The organism is Streptomyces sp. NPDC028722, from assembly GCF_040637655.1.
GTDB lineage: Bacteria > Actinomycetota > Actinomycetes > Streptomycetales > Streptomycetaceae > Streptomyces.
The window spans coordinates 57,691-77,729 of the sequence record NZ_JBEZWU010000004.1; the positions used below are offsets into that span (position 1 = coordinate 57,691).

19 protein-coding genes and 1 riboswitch are annotated in these 20,039 nt (G+C 72.4%); of the genes, 4 read left to right on the top strand and 15 right to left on the bottom strand.

The features are described from left to right. Positions 1 to 64: 64 nt before the first annotated feature. The 9 genes from AB0F03_RS07840 to AB0F03_RS07880 all read right to left on the bottom strand — a co-directional run bounded on the left by AB0F03_RS07840 (position 65) and on the right by AB0F03_RS07880 (position 7,440). The gene (locus AB0F03_RS07840; RefSeq protein ID WP_361987618.1) at positions 65 to 1,153 is read right to left on the bottom strand and encodes a hemolysin family protein; all 1,089 of its coding nucleotides are present in this window, start codon (positions 1,151 to 1,153) and stop codon (positions 65 to 67) included. Continuing rightward, complete coding sequence (locus AB0F03_RS07845) at positions 1,150 to 2,484, bottom strand: hemolysin family protein (protein ID WP_361987620.1); 1,335 nt, start codon at positions 2,482 to 2,484, stop codon at positions 1,150 to 1,152. The genes AB0F03_RS07840 and AB0F03_RS07845 overlap by 4 nt, the downstream gene beginning before the upstream one ends. 225 nt (positions 2,485 to 2,709) lie before the next feature. After that, positions 2,710 to 3,165, bottom strand: coding sequence for a PH domain-containing protein (locus tag AB0F03_RS07850; RefSeq protein ID WP_361987622.1), 456 nt, complete (start codon positions 3,163 to 3,165; stop codon positions 2,710 to 2,712). Between the two features lie 16 nt (positions 3,166 to 3,181). Beyond that, entirely contained in the window at positions 3,182 to 4,030 is an 849-nt protein-coding gene (gene hisG / locus AB0F03_RS07855) for an ATP phosphoribosyltransferase (protein WP_361987624.1), read from the bottom strand. A 48-nt stretch (positions 4,031 to 4,078) separates the two neighbouring features. Beyond that, positions 4,079 to 4,351: a phosphoribosyl-ATP diphosphatase gene (locus tag AB0F03_RS07860; RefSeq protein ID WP_059248197.1), complete on the bottom strand. Its 273-nt coding sequence runs from the start codon at positions 4,349 to 4,351 to the stop codon at positions 4,079 to 4,081. A gap of 34 nt (positions 4,352 to 4,385) precedes the next feature. Next, complete coding sequence (ribH, locus tag AB0F03_RS07865; RefSeq protein WP_361987626.1) at positions 4,386 to 4,871, bottom strand: 6,7-dimethyl-8-ribityllumazine synthase; 486 nt, start codon at positions 4,869 to 4,871, stop codon at positions 4,386 to 4,388. 27 nt (positions 4,872 to 4,898) lie between these two features. Then, positions 4,899 to 6,200 (bottom strand): bifunctional 3,4-dihydroxy-2-butanone-4-phosphate synthase/GTP cyclohydrolase II, encoded by a 1,302-nt coding sequence (locus AB0F03_RS07870; protein WP_361987628.1) that lies wholly within the window; start codon positions 6,198 to 6,200, stop codon positions 4,899 to 4,901. Further along, positions 6,197 to 6,838: a nicotinamide riboside transporter PnuC gene (gene pnuC, locus AB0F03_RS07875; RefSeq protein ID WP_361987630.1), complete on the bottom strand. Its 642-nt coding sequence runs from the start codon at positions 6,836 to 6,838 to the stop codon at positions 6,197 to 6,199. The genes AB0F03_RS07870 and pnuC overlap by 4 nt, the downstream gene beginning before the upstream one ends. After that, the gene (locus AB0F03_RS07880) at positions 6,835 to 7,440 is read right to left on the bottom strand and encodes a riboflavin synthase (RefSeq protein ID WP_361987632.1); all 606 of its coding nucleotides are present in this window, start codon (positions 7,438 to 7,440) and stop codon (positions 6,835 to 6,837) included. Before AB0F03_RS07880 ends, pnuC begins: the two co-directional genes overlap by 4 nt. A 158-nt stretch (positions 7,441 to 7,598) precedes the next feature. Beyond that, positions 7,599 to 7,729: riboswitch (FMN riboswitch) on the bottom strand. A 361-nt stretch (positions 7,730 to 8,090) separates the two neighbouring features. On the opposite strand from AB0F03_RS07880, the gene AB0F03_RS07885 reads away from it, so the two are divergent. After that, a complete protein-coding gene (locus tag AB0F03_RS07885) occupies positions 8,091 to 8,843 on the top strand; it encodes an NAD(P)H-binding protein (protein ID WP_361987634.1) in 753 nt (250 codons plus the stop codon). Positions 8,844 to 9,037: 194 nt separating this feature from the next. Here AB0F03_RS07885 and AB0F03_RS07890 read toward each other — a convergent pair whose 3' ends face one another. After that, complete coding sequence (locus AB0F03_RS07890) at positions 9,038 to 10,531, bottom strand: ROK family transcriptional regulator (RefSeq protein ID WP_361987636.1); 1,494 nt, start codon at positions 10,529 to 10,531, stop codon at positions 9,038 to 9,040. 139 nt (positions 10,532 to 10,670) lie between these two features. Here AB0F03_RS07890 and AB0F03_RS07895 point away from each other — a divergent pair, with 139 nt between their 5' ends. After that, on the top strand, positions 10,671 to 11,885 hold the full coding sequence (locus tag AB0F03_RS07895; protein WP_361987638.1) for an MFS transporter: 1,215 nt from the start codon (positions 10,671 to 10,673) through the stop codon (positions 11,883 to 11,885). Here AB0F03_RS07895 and AB0F03_RS07900 read toward each other — a convergent pair. Continuing rightward, entirely contained in the window at positions 11,845 to 12,303 is a 459-nt protein-coding gene (locus AB0F03_RS07900) for a thioesterase family protein (protein ID WP_356946108.1), read from the bottom strand. The two genes, AB0F03_RS07895 and AB0F03_RS07900, sit on opposite strands and share 41 nt — an antisense overlap. Positions 12,304 to 12,535: 232 nt before the next feature. On the opposite strand from AB0F03_RS07900, the gene AB0F03_RS07905 reads away from it, so the two are divergent. Both AB0F03_RS07905 and AB0F03_RS07910 read left to right on the top strand, forming a co-directional pair. Beyond that, positions 12,536 to 13,927, top strand: coding sequence for a solute carrier family 23 protein (locus AB0F03_RS07905; RefSeq protein WP_361988213.1), 1,392 nt, complete (start codon positions 12,536 to 12,538; stop codon positions 13,925 to 13,927). A 101-nt stretch (positions 13,928 to 14,028) separates the two neighbouring features. Further along, on the top strand, positions 14,029 to 14,715 hold the full coding sequence (locus AB0F03_RS07910) for a DUF5995 family protein (protein ID WP_361987640.1): 687 nt from the start codon (positions 14,029 to 14,031) through the stop codon (positions 14,713 to 14,715). A gap of 331 nt (positions 14,716 to 15,046) precedes the next feature. On the opposite strand, the gene AB0F03_RS07915 is transcribed toward AB0F03_RS07910, so the two are convergent. The 4 genes from AB0F03_RS07915 to AB0F03_RS07930 form a co-directional block, all read right to left on the bottom strand. Then, positions 15,047 to 16,744: an NAD(P)/FAD-dependent oxidoreductase gene (locus AB0F03_RS07915; RefSeq protein WP_361987642.1), complete on the bottom strand. Its 1,698-nt coding sequence runs from the start codon at positions 16,742 to 16,744 to the stop codon at positions 15,047 to 15,049. Positions 16,745 to 16,805: 61 nt separating this feature from the next. Beyond that, positions 16,806 to 17,594 (bottom strand): carbon-nitrogen hydrolase family protein, encoded by a 789-nt coding sequence (locus AB0F03_RS07920; protein ID WP_361987644.1) that lies wholly within the window; start codon positions 17,592 to 17,594, stop codon positions 16,806 to 16,808. A 468-nt stretch (positions 17,595 to 18,062) separates the two neighbouring features. Continuing rightward, positions 18,063 to 18,515, bottom strand: coding sequence for an Lrp/AsnC family transcriptional regulator (locus AB0F03_RS07925; RefSeq protein ID WP_121789788.1), 453 nt, complete (start codon positions 18,513 to 18,515; stop codon positions 18,063 to 18,065). Positions 18,516 to 18,542: 27 nt separating this feature from the next. Then, complete coding sequence (locus AB0F03_RS07930) at positions 18,543 to 20,033, bottom strand: amino acid permease (protein WP_361987646.1); 1,491 nt, start codon at positions 20,031 to 20,033, stop codon at positions 18,543 to 18,545. Positions 20,034 to 20,039 lie beyond the last annotated feature (6 nt).

Sequence of the window (20,039 nt, forward strand, 5' to 3'; positions counted from 1 at the left end):
TGCGCTGTCCCGGGGGCGCGGGGGCCGTGTGACCAGCCCCCGCGCGCCCGCGCGTCACGTCGGCCTACGTCGTCAGCACGCCTTCCGGCTCTCCGCTCACCCGAGGCTCGGTCAGCCGCACGCCGGCCGGCTCCCGGTGCGCCGGGTCCCTGACCTCGCCCACCAGCAGCTCCAGTACGTCCTCCAGAGCGACCAGGCCCAGCACCTTGCCGGAGGCGTCCGCCACTTGGGCCAGATGCGTGGCCGCCCGGCGCATCACCGTGAGGGCGTCGTCGAGCGGCAGCTCGGCGCGGAGGGTGGCCATCGGGCGCCACACGTGCTGCGGCACCGCCCGGGCCGAGTCCTCCAGGTCGAGCACGTCCTTGACGTGCACATAGCCCATGAAGGGGCCCTTCTCGGCCGCCGCGACCGGGAAGCGGGAGTAGCCCGTGCGGGCGGTCAGCTCCACGATCTGGCCCGGGGTGACCGCCGGGGTCACCGTGACCAGGGACTCACGGCGCAGCAGGACGTCCGTCACCGGGCGGGATCCCAGCTCCAGGGCGTCCTCCAGGCGTTCCTGCTCCTCGGGGTCGAGGAGGCCCGCCTGGCCGGAGTCCTCCAGCAGGCGGTTGAGCTGCTCGGTGGTGACGACCGCCTCCACCTCGTCCCTGGGCTCGACCCGGAACAGCCGCAGGATGCCCCGGGCGCAGGCGCCGAGGGCGGCGGTGATCGGCTTGCAGAGACGGGCGAAGTAGACGAGGCCCGGGCTGAGCCAGAGGGCCGCCTTCTCGGGTGCGGCCATCGCGAGGTTCTTCGGCACCATCTCGCCGATGACCAGGTGGAAGAAGACCACGGCGGCCAGGGCGATGACGTAACCGAGGGGGTGGATCACGCCGTCGGGGAGGTGGATCCCCTCGAACAGGGGTTCCAGCAGGTGCGCCACCGTGGGCTCGGCGACCGCGCCGAGCGTCAGGGAGCAGACGGTGATGCCGAACTGGGCGGCGGCCATCATCTGGGGCAGGCGCTCCAGGCCGTACAGCACCTGGCGGGCGCGGGCCGTGCCGAGCGGCTCGATCTGGCTGCGGCGGACGGAGACGAGCGCGAACTCGGCGCCGACGAAGAAGCCGTTGGCGAGCACGAGCAGCGCGGCGAAGAGCAGTTGGAGGACGCTCATCGGGCGGCCTCCATCACGTTGACCGCCGGGGCCGTCCTGACCACGCGGACCCGTTCGGCGCGGTAGTGGCCGACCTGGCGGACGGCGAGCCGCCAGCCGGGCAGTTCGGCCCGGTCACCGGGGGCCGGGATCCGGCCGAGCAGGTCGGCGACCAGTCCGGCGACGGTCTCGTACGGTCCCTCGGGCACCTCCAGGCCTATGCGCTGGAGCATGTCGACCCGACAGCTGCCGTCGACATCCCAGGCCGCCCTGCCGTCCTCGGGCGGGGCGGGAGCCAGCTCGGGCACGTCCTGGCCGTCGTGCTCGTCGCGGACCTCGCCGACCAGTTCCTCGACGATGTCCTCCAGGGTGACCACGCCGGCCGTGCCGCCGTACTCGTCGACCACGACGGCGATGGGCTGCTCGCTGCGCAGCCGGGCGAGGAGGGGCTGGACGGGCAGGGTCTCGGGGACGAGGAGCGCCTTGCGGGCGATGCGGCCGACCGGGGTGCGCAGCCGGTCGGCCGCCGGGACCGCGAGGGCGTCCTTGAGGTGGGCCATGCCGACGACCTCGTCGATCTTCTCCCGGTAGACGGGGAAGCGGGACAGGCCGGTGGCGCGGGTGAGGTTGACGACGTCCTCGGCGGTGGCCGAGTCCTGGAGGGCGCTGACCCGCACGCGCGGCGTCATGACGTGCTGCGCGGTCAGCTCGCCCAGGGACAGGGTGCGCACGAACAGGTCGGCCGTGTCCTGCTCCAGGGCGCCGGCCTGCGCGGAGTGCCGGGCCAGGGAGACGAGCTCCCCGGGGGTGCGGGCGGAGGCCAGCTCCTCGGTGGGTTCGACGCCGAGGGCGCGGACCAGCCGGTTGGCGACCGTGTTCAGCGCGGAGATCACCGGGCGGAACAGAAGGGCGAAACGGTGCTGCGGGCCGGCGACGAACCGGGCGACCTGCAACGGCCGGGAGACGGCCCAGTTCTTGGGCACCAGTTCGCCGATCACCATCTGGATCGCCGAGGCCAGCAGCATGCCGACGACCACGGCGACACCGGAGACGGCGCCCCCGGGGATGCCGATCGCGGCGAACGGGCCGTGCAGCAGCCCGGCCAGGGCCGGTTCGGCGAGCATGCCGACGACCAGGGAGGTGATGGTGATGCCGAGCTGGGTGCCGGAGAGCTGGAAGGACAGTTCCTTCAGCGACTCCACGACCGTACGGGCGCGTCTGTCACCGTCGGCGGCGGCCTTCTCGGCTTCGGGGCGTTCGACGGTCACCAGACCGAACTCGGCCGCCACGAAGAAACCGTTGGCCAGAATCAGCAGGAACGCCGCTCCGAGGAGCAGCAGGGGGATGGTCACGCTGCCACCGCCTTCCCGTTGTGTCGGGTCGGGGCGGCGCAGGTACTACAGGACGATCCGTCCATCGCTGGAGGGAGTCACTCCTCGGGTAGCAGGAACCCCTGGGTGCCGGGCGGCGCGCAGGGGCGGAGGCGCGGCGGAAAGGCCTCCGTCACCAGATTAATCAAGATATGGGCGGGTGCGGCAGGGCCGGCACCCCGGAGCGGTCCCTGATTCCGCCCCGAGTCAGCCCTGATCCTCCGCCGCCCTGGCCGTGGCGCGGGCCTCGGCCAGGGCGCGGAGGGTGCCGGCGTCGGCGATGGCCCGCTGCCGGGCGATACCGGGCTGGATGCCGAGCGCGGGCAGGCTGGTGCCGTCGCTGAGGTCGAGGAACACCCAGGGGTCACCCGGTCGGAGGTTCACCCGGAGGATCTCCGCCCAGGCCAGGCGCCGCTTGCTCGCGATGTTGACGACGGTGACGCCCGACTCGTCGGCGACGACCCTGATCCGGGCGAGCTGGGCCGTGGCCCAGAGGATCAGCGCCCCGGTGATGACGAAGCTGAGCCGCGAACCGGGGCCGAGGTGGTCCAGGAGCATCGCGATCCCGGAGAGCACCAGGAAGATCGCGACACCGGCGGTGAGCAGGATGGCCCGGGTGTGACCCGGCCGGAAGGTGACGGGAAGGGCGGGGAGGTCGGACATCTCGGTGCGTGTACCCCTACAGGCGGCAGGCGTGAATGGCCGTGGTCAGGATAGCGCGGGCGCCGATGCCGTAGAGGTCGTCCATGATCCGCTGCGCCTCCTTGGCGGGGACCATGGCGCGCACGGCGACCCAGCCCTCGTTGTGCAGCGGGGAGACGGTCGGGGACTCCAGGCCGGGGGTGAGCGCCACGGCCTTCTCCAGCGCCTCGACCCGGCAGTCGTAGTCCATCATCACGTAGGTCCGGGCGACCAGGACGCCCTGGAGGCGGCGCAGGAACTGCTGGACCTTCGGTTCCTCGCCGTCGGCGCCGGTGCGGCGCACGACGATCGCCTCCGACTTCATGATCGGCTCGCCGAAGACCTCCAGGCCGGCGTTGCGCAGGCTGGTGCCGGTCTCGACCACGTCGGCGATGACCTCGGCGACGCCCAGCTCGACGGCGGTCTCGACGGCGCCGTCCAGGTGGACGACGGAGGCGTCGATGCCGCTGTCGGTGAGGTGCCGGGCGACGATGCCCTCGTAGGAGGTGGCCACCGTGCGGCCCTTGAGGTCCTCGATACCGGCCGCGGTGCCGGGCTTGGCGGCGAAGCGGAAGGTGGAGCGGGCGAAGCCCAGGGGGAGGATCTCCTCGGCGTCGGCGCCCGAGTCGACCAGCAGGTCGCGGCCGGTGATTCCGATGTCGAGGCGGCCGGAGGAGACGTAGATCGCGATGTCGCGCGGGCGGAGGTAGAAGAACTCGACCTCGTTCACCGGGTCGACGATGCGCAGTTCCTTGGACTCGCGGCGCTGCTGGTAGCCGGCCTCATGCAGCATCTCCGCCGCAGGGCCGGACAGGGAACCCTTGTTGGGGACGGCGATGCGCAGCATGAGGTCGGCTTCCTTTGCTCGTTCTCTACGGGTGCGGTGCGGTACGGCTCAGAGGTGGGCGTAGACGTCGTCCAGGGAGATCCCCCGGGCGACCATCATCACCTGGACGTGGTACAGCAGCTGCGAGATCTCCTCGGCGGCCGCCTCCTTGCCCTCGTACTCGGCGGCCATCCAGACCTCGGCGGCCTCCTCGACGACCTTCTTGCCGATGGCATGGACGCCCTTGCCGACCAGCTCGGCGGTGCGGGAGGTGGCGGGATCGCCGTGGGCGGCCTTGTGCTGCAACTCGGTGAAGAGCTGCTCGAACGTCTTCTTGGACATGGTGGCCCCCACCCTACGTGGTCCGCGCGGTGCCTCAGTGCCAGGGCTCGGATACCGAGCGCAGTGTGGCCGCCGTCGCCACCGCGGCCGTCACCGCCTCGTGCCCCTTGTCCTCGTTCGAGCCCTCGATACCGGCCCGGTCCAGGGCCTGCTCCTCGGTGTCGCAGGTGAGCACGCCGAAGCCGACCGGGACGCCGGTCTCGACGGAGACCTGGGTGAGGCCCTGGGCGACGCCCTGGCACACGTAGTCGAAGTGCGGGGTGCCGCCCCGGATGACGACGCCGAGGGCGACCACGGCGTCGTAGCCGCGGCCCGCGAGGACCTTGGCGGCCACCGGCAGTTCGAAGCTGCCGGGGACCCGGATCAGGGTCGGCTCGTCGATGCCCAGGTCGTGCAGGGCGCGCAGTGCGCCGTTCACCAGACCGTCCATCACCTTCTCGTGCCACTGTGCCGCGATGACGGCGACCCGCAGGTCGCTCACGTTGCGTACGGACAGTTCCGGTGCGCCCTTGCCGCTCACGTCTCTCCTCGGTGCTTTCTCTCTTGCTTACTGGTTGCCGCAGGTGGCCGCGGGGGCGGCCTCGGCGGGCGTTTCGAGCCAGGGCAGGTCGTGCCCCATCCGGTCCCGCTTGGTGCGCAGGTAGCGGAGGTTGTGCTCGCCGGCCTGGACGGGCATCGGCTCGCGGCCGGTGACCCGCAGGCCGTGGCGCAGCAGCGCCTCGGTCTTGTCGGGGTTGTTGGTCATCAGGCGGACGCTGCGTACACCGAGGTCGGCGAGGATCTGCGCGCCGGCGCCGTAGTCGCGGGCGTCGGCGGGCAGGCCGAGTTCCAGGTTGGCGTCGAGGGTGTCGTGGCCCTGCTCCTGGAGCGCGTAGGCGCGCAGTTTGGACAGCAGGCCGATGCCGCGCCCCTCGTGTCCGCGCAGGTAGACGACGATGCCCCGGCCCTCTTCCTGGATGCGTCGCAACGCGGTGTCCAGCTGGGGGCCGCAGTCGCAGCGCAGGGAGCCGAAGACGTCGCCGGTGAGGCATTCGGAGTGGACGCGGACCAGGACGTCCTCGCCGTCGCCCGGTTCGCCGTGGACCAGGGCCACGTGTTCGACGCCGTCGACGGTGGACCGGTAGCCGTAGGCGGTGAAGGTGCCGTGCCGGGTGGGCAGGACGGTCTCGGCCTCGCGGCGGACGGTGGGCTCGCTGCCGCGCCGGTAGGCGATCAGGTCCGCGATGGAGATGATCGTCAGGCCGTGCTTGCGGGCGAAGGGGATCAGCTCGGGCAGCCGGAGCATGCGGCCGTCCTCGCCGGCGATCTCCACGATGGCGCCGACGGGGCGCAGCCCGGCGAGCCGGGCGAGGTCGACGGCGGCCTCGGTGTGCCCGTCGCGGACCAGGACGCCGCCGGGCCTCGCGCGCAGCGGGAAGACGTGGCCGGGGCGGACGAAGTCGGTGGGCTGCGCCGTCCCGCCGGCGAGGAGCTGGAGCGTGGTGGCGCGGTCGGCCGCCGAGATGCCGGTGCTCACACCGTGAGCGGCGGAGGCGTCCACGGAGACTGTGAACGCGGTTTTCATCGACTCCGTGTTGTCCTCGACCATCTGCGGCAGCCGCAGCCGGTCCAGCTCCTCGCCTTCCATGGGCGCACAGATCAGGCCCCGGCACTCGCTCATCATGAACGCGACGATCTCGGGGGTGGCCTTCTCGGCGGCGATGACGAGGTCGCCCTCGTTCTCCCGGTCCTCGTCGTCCACGACGACCACCGGGCGGCCGGCGGCGATGTCGGCGACGGCCTGCTCGACCGGGTCGAGCGCGAAGTCCTCGATCGGGTCGGTGCCGTACAGCGGTGGTGCGGAGGTCATGCCGGCGCTCCTTCCAGGACGGGCTGCGCGGCCCTGCGGGAGCGCAGCCACCAGTCGCGCATGCCCCACAGGACGAGCGCGCCGTAGATGACGTAGACGAAGCCGGAGAAGGCGTAGCCGTTGGCGAAGTTGAGGGGCACGCCGACGAGGTCGACGAGCAGCCAGGCGAACCAGAACTCGACCATGCTCTTGGCCTGGGCGTACATGGCGACGATGGTGCCGACGAAGATGTAGGCGTCGGGCCACGGGTCCCAGGACAGGTCGGGGTACGCCTTGAAGAGCAGGGCGACCGCGACCGTGCCCACGGCGGCGGCCGCGAGCATCGCCGCGCGCTCGCGCCAGGTGGCGAAGCGGGGTGCGATGTGGCCGTCCCCGGACCGGTCCTTGCTGCGCTGCCACTGCCACCAGCCGTACAGCGCGACGGCCATGACGACGGCCTGCTTGCCGGCGCTGCCGGTCAGGTGGCCGTAGAAGGCGGCGAAGAGGACGAGTCCGGACAGGAACTGCACGGGCCAGGTCCACAGGGAGCGGCGCCAGCCCAGGGCGAGGGCGATCAGGCCGAGGATGTTGCCGATCATGTCCGACCAGATGATGTGCTGACCGAAGAGGGTGAACGCCTCGGAGTTCATCCAGTTCACTTGCCGGCCCCCTGTCCGGCCGCGAGCAGCCGCTCCACGTACTTGGCGATGACGTCCACCTCGAGGTTGACCGGGTCGCCCGGCTGCTTCACGCCGAGCGTGGTCAGGGCGAGGGTGGTCGGGATGAGGCTCACGGTGAAGTGGTCGGGGCCGGCGTCCACGACCGTGAGGCTGATGCCGTCGACGGTGATGGAGCCCTTCTCCACGACGTACCGGGAGAGGTCCGCGGGGAGGGAGATCTTCACGATCTCCCAGTTGTCGGAGGGCTCGCGCGCCAGGATCTGGCCGGTGCCGTCGACATGGCCCTGCACGATGTGCCCGCCGAGGCGGGCGCCGACGGCGGTGGGGCGTTCGAGGTTGACGCGGGAGCCGGCGGTGAGCGCGCCGAGGCTGGAGCGGTTCAGGGTCTCGGCCATGACGTCGGCGGTGAACTCGTCGCCCTCGTGCTCGACGACCGTGAGACAGACTCCGTTCACGGCGATGGAGTCGCCGTGCTGCGCGCCCTCGGTCACGACGGGGCCGCGGAGCCGGAAGCGCGACGCGTCGCCGAGGTTCTCGACGGCGGTGACCTCACCCAGCTCTTCGACGATTCCGGTGAACACTTCCCGGGTCCTCCTGCCTCTTCGGGCACGGACTCCGGGGCCTGTCGACGAACGACAGAATCTACGGGTGAGCACACCGGGGGCGTCGCCGACGGGGACGCGTCCGCGGACGGACGTGCCCGGTACGGCGGCGCGCACACGGAAAGCGTGCCCGCCCGCCGCGCACTGCCTCCCATCCGGACTTTAACCGTCGGTCCAGGAATTTCACCTGGTCAACCGGCCGCTGGAAGCGACCGGGTCGCGGACTGTAACCGCCGGTTCGGACTTTCACCGACCCCGGAGTGCGCTGCTTCTGGTACAGGGCCAGTGTGCCACGACCGGTGGTCGGCCCGACCGGCGCACGGTGTGGGCTCGCTCACAGTGTGTACAGCACATTTCACGCCGTGCAGGAAAGTCGCCCAACCAGCCGCTTCGCACCGGGCGTTGGGATGGTCCGGACCATTGACCGAGCTGGTCTAGTCCTCTTATGGTGCGGGCGGGCCCGGCGGCGGTGACGACGGCCCTTGCCCGCCGCCGGGCCGCCCAGGAACGCGTGTCACGTTTCCGGGGGGCCGCCCAGGAACGCGTGTCACGTTTCCGGGGGGCTGTTCCGTCCACCTGACGAAGGGCGCTCCGGCCGGAGCGCCCCGGTGTCGGAGGGACGGAACAGCATGACGACGATCCTGGTGACCGGTGGAACCGGAACGCTCGGCCGGCTGGTCACGGAGCGGCTGCGGGCGGACGGGCACGAGGTACGGGTGCTCAGCCGGCACACCCAGCCGTACGCCGTCGACCTGCGCGCGGGCGGTGCCGGGCTGGACGCGGCCCTGGCGGGCGTGCGGACGGTCGTGCACTGCGCCAGTTCTCCCCGGGGCGGCGACGAGCAGGCCGCCCGGAACCTGATCACGGCGGCCCGGCGGGCCGGGGTGGACCATCTCGCGTACATCTCCATCGTCGGCGTCGACCGGGTGCCGTTCGGCTACTACCGGAGCAAGTACGCGGTCGAGCGGCAGATCGAGGAGTCGGGGCTCGGCTGGACCGTGCTGCGCGCGACCCAGTTCCACGACCTGCTGGTCACGCTCTTCCAGGGCCTCGCCAAGCCGCCGGTGCTGGTGGTCCCGGCGGGCGTGCCGGACCAGCCGGTGGAGGTCGCCGAGGTGGCCGGCCGGCTGGCCGCGCTGGCGCTCGGCGCGCCGGCCGGACGCGTACCGGACCTGGGCGGCCCCGAGGTCCGCACGCTGGAGTCCCTCGCCCGCGCCTACCTGCGGGCCACCGGCCGGCGCCGGGCCGTGGCACGCGTACCGCTCTTCGGGAAGACGTACGGCGCCTTCCGCGCGGGCGGCCACCTCGCCACGGACCGGGCAGAGGGCAAGGTCACCTTCGAGGAGCACCTGGCCCGACGGTTCGGGAAGGGTGAGGGCTGAGGGGTTGAGAAGCGGCGGGGCTGAAGGGCGGAGGGGCGGCGTGAGCTGAACGGCGGCGTGGGCTGAAGGCGACGGGGCCGAGGGGCGACGTAGCTGAAGGGCGACGCAGCTGAAGGGCGACGGGGCCGAGGCGCGACGTGGTGGCCTCCGCAAGTCCGCCGAGCCCCCGCCGAGCCCCCGCGGAGGCACGGCGGTCACGGGGTCGGACGCTCGGGCGGTGCGAAGAGTTCGTCCTGCGCCCGGTCCCGGGCGGTGAGCAGCGCGCCCCGCAGCACGGCCGCGCCGCCCAGGCCGCTCGCCCGTACCTCGGTGCGCAGGGGCGACATGGCCCGCAGCCGCTCCTCCACCAGCCCGGCGAGCACCGCTCCCCCGGCCCGGCCGACCTCCCCGCCGAGCACCACGCATCCGGGGTCCAGCACGGCCACGACGGAGGCGACCCCGACGGCGACCCGGTCGGCCAGGACGCGGAGGAAGCGCTGCGAGGCGCTCTCGCCGGTATCGGCGAGCCACTGAGCGGCCGTCCCGGCACCGGCCATCGCCACCGAGCCCGCGCCCCCGCCCCGACGACCGCCCACTGCCGGCTCCACCGGCCCACCCTCCGGCGAGCCCGCGCCCGCCCCCGAAGAAGCCGCCGCCCCAGCCGTTCCCCGCTCCCCCGCAGAGGGAAAGGCCGTCAGCCCGTCCGACCCCTCGGGCGCCCTCGCCGCCGCGGCGCTCGCCGCGGTCGCCCCCGCTTCACCCGTCACCGCGTCCGGCGCGCCGCCCGCCGGCACCGCGCCCCCCGACGTCACCTGTGCCACCGCCTCCCGTACGACCGCCGCGGCCCCAGCTCCGTCCCTCGCCGCCGGTGCCGGCAATCCGCACCGGGCCGCCAAGGACGTGAGGGCCGCCGCCCCCGCCAGGGCATGGAAGCCGCCGCCGCAGTCCCGGGCCGAGGGCAGGGAGTCCGTGCCCGGCACCGGCAGGAAGCCGATCTCGCCGGTGCCGCCGGAGGCACCGCGGCGCAGGGCGCCGTCCAGGACGACCGCGGCGCCGACGCCGTGGCCGAGCCAGAGCAGGACGAAGGTGTCCCGGTCTCGGGCGGCACCCTCGCGCTGTTCGGCCAGGGCGGCCAGGTTGGTCTCGTTCTCGACGGTGACGCGGGCGCCGGGCAGCCGTTCCTGGAGGGCGGTGGCGAGGCTGCGGTGCCAGGCGGGCAGGCCGGCCGAGTCGCGGAGGTCGCCGGTGACCGGGTCGATGAGGCCGGGGGCGCCGATGCCGACGGTGTGCAGACGGTCCGCCCCCGCCTCCCGGGCGGTCCGCTCCACCGCGGCCACCGCCTGCTCCACGGCGGTACCGGTGCCGGCGTCCCCGCGGATCGGCACGGACCCTTCGGCGAGCACCCGCCCGAGGAGGTCGGAGACCAGGACGACGACGCCGGCGGTGCGGACGTCGAGGGCGGCGAGGTGGGCGCGGTCGGCGACGATGCCGTAGAGCCGGGCGTTGGGGCCACGGCGCTGCTCCCCGGACTCGCCGACCACCGTGATCAGTCCGGCGGCGGTGAGCCGGTCGACGAGGTCGGCGACCGTCGGCCGGGACAGTCCGGTCAGCTGCTTCAGCCGACCCGCGGTGAGCGGGCCTTCCTGCTGCAACAGCCGCAGGGCCAGCCGGTCGTTGATGGCCCGGGCGGTGCTGGGTGTTGCGGGCATGACGGGAATCCTCCCAGATGGGCGCGGACCGGCCGCGGCGGCCGGGGGCCGAGGCCCGCTATCTATCAGGCAGGGTCCCTGATAGTTTACGGCGCGTGCGGCGCCAGCGGGGCGGGAACTCCCGGGGAGGGGTGGAGAGATGAGCGACGTGGGCCACGCGCGGGACGAGGTCAGGCGCGCCCGGTACGCCGTGGCGGCCGTCTTCGCCGTGCACGGAGCCGTGACCGGTTCGTTCGCGACGCGCGTGCCGTGGATCCAGGACCACACCTCGATCGGCGCAGGTCAGCTGGGTTTCGCGCTGGCCTTCACCGCGTTCGGCGCGTCCTGCGCGATGCCGCTGGCGGGCCGGATCAGCCACCGCTTCGGCAGCCGCGCGGCCCTGCGCGGGCTGCTGGCGCTGTGGACGCTGTCGCTGGTGCTGCCGTCCCTCGCGCCGAACCTGGTCGCCCTGTGCCTGGCGATGTTCACCTACGGCGCGACCGCAGGCATGGCCGACGTGGCCATGAACGCGCTCGGCGTCGAGGTCGAGCGGCTGCTCGGGAAGTCGATCATGTCGGGACTGCACGGCATGTGGAGCGCGGGCGCCCTGATCGGCTCGGCGGCCGGCACCCTCGCCGCGCATCTCGGTTCGGACGCGCGCCTGCACTTCGTGCTGGCGTCGGCCGTGCTGACCGCGTTCGGCCTGCTGGTCTGCTCCTGGGTGCTGGACCTCCAGCCCGGGGAGGACGAGGAGCCGCCGCCGCGGTTCGCCCTGCCGCCCCGCTCGGCCCTGCTGATCGGCGCGGTCGGCTTCTGCGCGGTGTTCGCGGAAGGCGCGAACCTGGACTGGTCTGCGGTGTTCCTGCGGGACCGGCTGGGCAGTTCGGCCGGTCTGGCGGCTGCCTCGACGACCGCGTTCATGCTGACCATGGCGGTGGCCCGGGTGGCCGGGGACGCGGTGGCGAACCGGTTCGGGGCGGTGCGCACGGTCCGCGCCGGCGGGGTGCTGGCCGTGCTGGGCGGACTGCTCGTCATCCTCGCCGGGCATCCCGCGGTGGCGATGGGCGGGTTCGCGCTCATGGGGCTCGGCATCGCGGTGGTCGTGCCGCTGTGCTTCGCGGCGGCCGGGCACGCCGGGCCGAACCCGAGCCAGGCCATCGCGGGTGTGGCGACCATCACCTACACCTCGGGGCTGATCGCGCCGGGTCTGATCGGCGGGGTGGCCCAGGCGACCAGCCTGGTGGTGTCGTTCTGCGTGGTGACGGTCCTGGCGTCCGGGCTCGCCGTGTTCGCGGGCGTGCTGCGCACCGCCGAGCGCGGGGCTCGTACGGAGGTCAGTCCGCGGGGCGCAGCAGTGCCCGACCCGCGGCCCTGAACGTCTCGCTCCAGGGCGCCGGGCGCATGGTCGCGGCGTCCAGCCGGACCAGCACCCGGGTGCCGTGGGCGTAGGTCTCGGTGCCGTCCGCCGAGCAGAACCGGAAACCGTAGGTGAGGCCGGTGGTGCCGAGTCGTTCCAGCCACAGGTGGACGGCGTACGGGCCGGGGCGGGTCACCGGGGCCTCGTAGGTGATCCGCAGTTCCTTGACCGCGTTGCAGGCGTCCCCGGCCGCCGTCCAGTCACCGTCGAAGCGGATGCCGTGCTCGTTCCACAGCTCGGTCCAGGCCCGCTCGACCATCAGCGGGTAGCGGGCGTTGTGCAGCAGCCCGAGCGCGTCGAGGTCGTCGAAGTGGACGGTGACGGGGACCAGCCGGCCGTGGGAGACGGCGGGGGCGGTCGGGGCCGGTGCGGTCACGGGTGGGGCTCCTGAGGGTGGCTGACGGGGACGGTGGCGGCCCCGGGCGCTCCGGGACCTCTTTACATACTAAGCGACCGCTCAGCGTTCCCGGCGGGGAACCCCCTGGTCAGCAGGCCGGCCGCCGGCGGCCCCGCCGCTCGATGTGGGGGGCCGTGCGCGCGAGCAGCCGTCCGGTCCGCCGACAATGGTGCGGACCCTCTTGACGTACTTGAGAAAGCGGAACCCCACCATGGACCTCGGCGTGCGCTGGAAACTGCACGGTGACGGGCGCACGCCCGCGCCCGGAGCGGTGGTACGCCCCGACGAACGGCTCACCTGGCCCCGGACCGTGGGCCTGGGCGCCCAGCACGTGGTCGCGATGTTCGGCGCCTCCTTCGTGGCGCCCGTGCTGATGGGCCTGGACCCGAACCTCGCGATCATGATGTCGGGCGTGGCGACCGTGATCTTCCTGCTCGCCACGCGCGGCCGGGTGCCGAGCTACCTGGGCTGCTCCCTGTCGTTCGTGGGGGTCGCCGCGGTCATCCGCGCCCAGGGCGGGACGAGCGCGACCGTGACCGGTGCCGTCCTCGTCGTCGGTGCCGCGCTGTTCCTGGTGGGACTCGCCGTGCAGCGCTTCGGCGCCCGGATCATCCACGCGGCCATGCCGCCCATCGTCACCGGCGCCGTCGTGATGCTGATCGGCTTCAACCTCGCCCCGGTGACCGCCTCCACCTACTGGCCGCAGGACCAGTGGACGGCCCTGCTGGTGATGCTGTTCACCGGACTCGCGGTGGTCTGCCTGCGCGGTTTCTGGTCCCGGATCGCGATCTTCCTGGGCCTGGCCTTCGGGTACGGCATCTCCTGGGCGTTCGACCAGGTCTTCGGCAAGATCCACTCGGTGGACGCGAGCGGCAAACTCACCGACCACTGGCGGCTCGACCTCTCCGGCGTCTGGCGCGCCGACTGGATCGGCCTGCCCTCCTTCCACGGACCGTCCTTCCAGTGGTCGGCGGTCCTGGTCGCGCTGCCCGTCGTCATCGCCCTGGTCGCGGAGAACGCGGGGCACGTCAAGGCGGTCGGCGAGATGACCGGCGACCCGCTGGACGACGAGCTGGGCACGGCGATCTCGGCGGACGGGGTCGCCTCCGTCCTGTCGACCGCGGTGGGCGGCCCGCCCAACACCACGTACTCCGAGAACATCGGTGTGATGGCCGCGACCCGCGTCTACTCCACCGCCGCCTACTGGGCCGCCGCCGGTTTCGCCCTGCTCTTCGGCGTCTGCCCCAAGTTCGGCGCGGTCGTCGCCGCCGTCCCGGGCGGCGTCCTCGGCGGCATCACCGTCATCCTGTACGGCATGATCGGCCTGCTCGGCGCCCAGATCTGGAGCCACGCCGAGGTGGACCTGCGCAACCCGCTGAACCTGGTGCCGGCCGCCGCGGGCATCATCATCGGCGTCGGCAACGTCACCATGAAGTTCACCGACACCTTCAGCCTCAGTGGCATCGCGCTCGGCACCCTGGTCGTCATCACCGGCTACCACGCCCTGCGGGCCCTCGCCCCGGCCCACCTGAAGCAACAGGAGCCGCTGCTGGACGAGGGCACGTCCTCCTACGACGCGGAGCGCGGCACCACCGAGCCGTAGGCCGGGAGCGACCTGGGCGCCCCCCGCCGGCGTTCCCCCGTTCCGGCGAAGCACCGGGCCGGGCGGTGCTCCATCCGGCCCGGTGCTGCGACCCTTCCACCATGGCGCAGCTGGAACACCTCACCACCCCCGTCGACGACGTCGTCTCACGGATGCGCGCGCTCGGCGCGGTCCTGCCCGAGCGGGACGGCGTCGGCGTGTTCAACCGGGTCTACCTCGCGGTCACGGAGGAGGTCGGCCGGCGCCTGCACGCCGGGGAGTTCGCGGACCCGCGCGCGGCGGCCACGCTGGACGTGCGGTTCGCCGAGCGCTATCTGACGGCGGTGGACACGGCTGCCGGCGACCGCCGCCCGCCCGCCTGCTGGCGCCCGCTGTTCCAGCTCCGCCACCATCCGGGGGTACGGCCGCTCCAGTTCGCGCTGGCTGGCATCAACGCGCACATCGGGCACGACCTGGCGCTGGCCGTGGTGGACACGTGCCGCGCGCTCGACTGCGAACCCTGCGATCTGGAGGACGAGTTCGACCGGGTGGGCGATCTCCTCGTGTCGCTGGAGGAGCGCATCCGCGAGGACCTGATGCCGGGCCCCGACCTGCTCCAGATCGCCGACCCGCTCACCCACCTGCTGGGCTCCTGGAGCCTGGAGCGGGCCCGGGACGCCACCTGGACGACGGCCCGGGCCCTGTGGGCGCTGCGGCACTGCGCCGACGTCGCCGAGGAGTTCACCGAACGGCTGGACGCGGCGGTGGGCTTCGCGGGACGGATGCTGCTGACGCCGCTGACGGACTGACCCGTCCGCCACGGCCGTGCGCCGACCGGCCGGCACCCGGTCGCGCAGGAGCGGCGGCACGGCGGTCCGGCTCCGTCTCCCCTCCCCGGACCCGGCAGTACCCGGTCGGCAGGGACGTCCCCTGCGTGGCGCGCACCACGGAACGGACCGGCCAGGACAGCCTGGGGATCTTCGGGCGGGCCCGGTACGCCGAGCCCACCGCCCAGGGCCGGTACGGCATCGAGGGCCTGCCCCGACCCGACCCCTACCGCGGTCGCCGCCGAGGTGTTCGACAAGGCGCGGGCGGCCGGAGTCCGGGGCCGGCCGGCCGCGCCTCGGTCGGTGTTCCCGGTCAGTCCTCGGGAAGCTCCACCGGCGCGATCTCGTCGTAGACGTCACCCGGGCCCGGGTTGGTGGCGTCGGTGGTGCCGCCGAAGTGGCGCATGACGCCCCAGACCGCGTTCAGCGCGGTCTGGACGGCGCCCTCGGCCCAGCCGGCCGTCCAGGAGATGTCGTCGCCGGCGAGGAAGATGCCCCGCTTGTCCTCGGGCAGCCGGTCCTGCATGAAGTGGGTGAACAGGCGCCGCTGGTAGCGGTAGTGGCCGGGCAGGTTGGCCTTGAACGCGCCCATGAAGTAGGGCTCGTTCTCCCAGGAGACGGTCACCGGGTTGCCGATGACGTGCTTCCTGATGTCGACCTTGGGGTAGATCTCGCCGAGCGACTTCAGCATGACCTCCATCCGCTCGTTCGCGGACAGCGGCAGCCACTTCAGGCTGTCGTCGCACCAGGTGTAGGACAGGCAGATCACGGCGGGCTTGTCCGGGCCGTCGTCCAGCAGGTAAGTGCCGCGGGTCATGCGGTCGGTGAGCGTCATCGACATGACGTCCCGGCCGGTCTGCTCGTCCTTGTCCAGCCAGAACGGCCGGTCCACCGGGACGAAGAGCTTCGAGGACTCCATGTAGTGGGTGCGCTCGATCGCGGTCCAGTGGTCGATCGGGAAGAGCGAGTCGTCACAGGCGATCTTGGACAGCAGCATCCAGGACTGGGCGGTGAAGATGGCCGCCTGGTAGGTGCGGATGTCGCCGTTGGCGTCCGTCACGGTGATCTGGTTGCCCGCGGTGCGGTGCAGCCGGGTCACGGCCGGGCGCGGCTCGCCGTCCACGTGCAGGGACTTCAGCGAGGTGCCGTACGGCCAGTGGACGATCTTCTCCGGCTCGCGCTCCCACAGGCGCAGCGGCAGCTGCTGGGAGCCGCCGACGATGCCGCGGTGGTGGTCGTCGGCCTCGGTGTAGACGACGCGCAGGATCTCCAGGATGGAGTTCGGGAAGTCGGTGTCCCAGCCGCCGGTGCCGAAGCCGACCTGGCCGAAGATCTCCCGGTGCCGGAAGGACTTGAAGGCGTCGGAGTCGCAGAGGAAGCCGTAGAAGGTCTGGTTGTCGAGCTTCTCGACCAGCTTCGCCCAGATCTCGCGGATGCGCGGCACGTCCCGCTCGCGCATGGCACGGTTCATGTCGGAGAAGTCGGCGCCCTCCTCCAGGCACTTGCCCCAGGCCGCGGCGACGTCCCGGTACACCTGCGGCAGGTCGCCGATCGTCTCGGCGTAGTGCGACTCGCCCTTGAGGTCGACCACGGTCGAGGGGGTCGCCTCGGCCAGCGGGTTGGGGAAGGGACGGGTCTCCAGACCGACCAGGTCGATGTAGTGCTGGAGCGCGGTGGAGGACGGCGGGAAGCGCATGGCGCCCATCTCCGCGGTCAGCGACTCGTCGCAGCCCTCGAAACCGACCGTGCGGAGCCGGCCGCCGATCTGGTCGGCCTCGTAGACGACGGGCTTGAGGCCCATCTTCATCAGCTCGTAGGCGGCGATGATGCCGGACAGGCCGCCGCCGATGACCGCGACCTCGGTGCCGTGCTCGGTGGCCGGTATCTGGCCGAGGCCCGCCGGGTGGGTCAGGAAGTCGTCGTAGGCGTAGGGGAAGTCCGGGCCGAACATGGTGATCGGCGGCTGCTGCTCGTCGGCGTGCTCGACGGCGTTGGGCACCGTGGACGTCATGGGGGTACGGACTCCTTGCGCGAGGTGAAACAGGGGGGAGGCTGGTGCGGCGGGCGACGGCTCAGACGAGGGACCCGTACAGACCGGGGCGGCGGTCGTGCAGGTACGGGTTGACCTCGCGGGAGGCGGCCAGGAAGGCGGGGTCGGCGTCGGCGACCACCAGCTGCTCGGCACGGCCGGCGCGGGCGCGGGCCACACCGTCGGGTCCGGCGAGGACGGACAGCCCGACGAACTCGAACTCCCCTTCCCGGCCGACCCGGTTGACGTAGGCGACGTACATCTGGTTCTCGAAGGCGCGCACCGGGATCATCGACTCGGCGACGAACTGGTACGGGTGCATCTGCGCGGTCGGGACGAGGAGGAGGTCGGTGCCGGCCAGGGCGTGGGCGCGGACGTTCTCCGGGAACTCGACGTCGTAGCAGATCAGCAGGCCGACGGTCAGGCCGTTCAGCTCGGCCTGGACGACGTGCCGCTCGCCCGGCGTGAAGTGGTCGCGTTCGAAGCAGCCGAACAGGTGGGTCTTGCGGTAGTTCGCGAGCCGGGTCCCGTCGGCCGAGATCAGCTGCGCCGAGTTGTACACGGTGTCGCCGTCGCGCTCCGGGTAGCCGTAGGCGAGGGCCAGGCCGTGCCGTGAGGCGATCTCCGCGACCGCGTCGGCGGAGTCGCCGTCGGCGGGCTCGGCGAGGCGGGCGATGTCGTCGCCGATCGCGTAGCCGGTGAGGAACATCTCCGGCGCGGCCAGCAGCCCCGCGCCCGCGGCGGCGGCCCGGCCCGCGGCCTCGTCGAGGACCTTGAGGTTCTCGACGATCGAACCGGGGCGGCCGGAGCCTTGGAGCAGGGCGGTGCGCATGCGGGATCCTCACCGGTACGGGGGGTTTGGGGGCCGAATTAGACGGTACGGTCGGCGCGCTCGGCCGGACAAGCAGGAGCCGTTGCGCGCCGGTGCACGGTTCGTTGCGTCGAGCGCGGTCCGGGCGGCGATTCGTTGCGCACCCCGGCGGAAGACCCTTCCGTTCCCGGCGACGACCTGCGCAAAGGACCTCGCGGCGGCCTGCGGCGAGGGCCTGGTGAGGCACGCCGCCGGGAGACGGGCGGGGCGCCGCCGCGGGCTCCATGAGGGACGGGGCGGGGCGTCGTATGCGCCCGGCTTCCGACGAGGACCGGACCGGCCCGGGTCGCGCGGGGGAGGCGCGGACCCGGGCCGGTTGTGCCGGTCGGTGGTGAGGGGCACGGGCGCCGCTCGGCCACGGGCGCCCGCTCGGCCGTCGAAAGGCCGTGTCCCGTCCGGTGGCCGGTCACCGGACGGGACGCGCCGGGGTCACCCCGGCGCGCCGGAGGAGAACCGTCGCAGCAGCGGCGACAGCACCAGCACCGACTTGGTGCGTTCCACGAAGGGCTCGCCGGCGATCCGCTCCAGCACGCGTTCGAAGTGGCGCATGTCGGAGGCGAACACCTGGGCGATCGCGTCCGCGTCTCCGGTGACGGTCGACGCGGCCACCACCTCCTGGTAGCGCTCCAGACCTCGCTGGATGGTCTCCGGGGAGGTGTTGCTCCGGCAGTAGATCTCGATGTACCCCTCGGTCTCCCAGCCGAGCGCCGCCGGGTCCACCCGGACGGTGAATCCGGTGATGGCCCCGGTGGCGCGCAGCCGGTCCACGCGCCGTTTCACGGCGGGGGCCGACAGACCGACCATCTGCCCGATGTCCGCATAGGAGCGGCGGGCGTCCTCGGCGAGGGCGTGCACGATGCGTTCGTCGAGATCGTTCAGCACAGGGGGTGGTTCACTTCTTCGGTCCGGTCACTTCTCTGCCGTCACCGCGAGGTCCTCGTCGGTCGCGAGACGGGATCGGCGGTAGCCGTACAGGAAGTAGAACACGAGCCCGACAGCCATCCAGACACCGAACACGGTCCAGGTGACGGTGGACAGGCTGCCCATCATCCACACGCAGCAGAGGAAGCCCAGCGCGGGCAGCACCCACGACAGCGGGACGCGGAACGTGCGCTTCATGTCCGGACGGGTCCGGCGCAGGACCACGACCGCGATGTTGACCAGAGCGAAGGCGAACAGCGTGCCGATGCTGGTGGCGTCGGCGAGCTGTCCCAGCGGGATGGCGGCGGCGAGGACGCCGCAGAAGAGGGCCACGATGACCGTGTTGGCACGCGGGACGCCGGTCTTCCGGTGGACCCGGGCGAAGACCTTGGGCACCAGGCCGTCGCGGGACATCGCGAACAGGATGCGGGTCTGGCCGTACAGCACGGTCAGGACGACGCTGGCGATGGCGATGACCGCGCAGAAGGCCAGCAGGGTGCCCCAGAAGCTCTGGCCGGTGACGTCCGTCATGATCTGGGCGAGCGCGGCCTCGGAGTTCGCGAACGTCCGCCAGGGCTTGGCACCGACCGCGACGGCGGCGACCAGCACGTACAAGGCCGTGACGATGACCAGGGAGAGCATGATGGCGCGGGGCAGGTCGCGCTGGGCGTCCTTGGCCTCCTCGCCGGCGGTGGAGGCGGCGTCGAAGCCGATGTAGGAGAAGAACAGCGTGGCACCGGCGGCGCTGACGCCTCCCATGCCGAGCGGCATGAAGTGCGAGTAGTTGCCGGACTTGAAGCCCATGAAGCCGATGGCGCAGAACAGCACCAGCGCGGCGATCTTCACGCACACCATGATGGTGTTGGCGCGCGCGGACTCCTTGGCGCCGCCGAGGAGGAAGGTCATCGCGAGGAGCACGACGATCAGCGCGGGCAGGTTGAACACGCCGCCGTGGACGCCGGGCGGGTTGGCCAGGGCGTCCGGGATGGTGACGCCGAAGACGCCGTCCAGCAGCTCGTTCAGGTACTCGCCCCAGCCGACGGCCACGGCGGCGACCGAGACGCCGTACTCCAGGAGCAGACACCAGCCGCACACCCAGGCGATCAGCTCGCCCATCGTTGCGTATGCGTACGAGTACGAGGACCCGGAGACCGGGATGGTGCCGGCCAGCTCGGCGTAGGAGAGGGCCGAGAACAGCGCGGTGATACCGGCGATCACGAAGGAGAGGATGACGGCCGGGCCAGCCTTGGGGACGGCCTCGCCGAGGACGACGAAAATGCCGGTGCCGAGGGTGGCACCAATGCTGATCATGGTCAGCTGCCACAGTCCGAGGGAGCGCCGCAGCTGCCCTCCCTCACCCTGGCCGCCCTCTGCGACCAGGAGTTCCACGGGCTTGCGACGCATCAGGCGCGCGGCGACGCCCGGGGACGCGGGGGCGGCCGGTTTCTGGTTCTGCGGGGGTGCGCCTTGATCGAGCACGCGTGG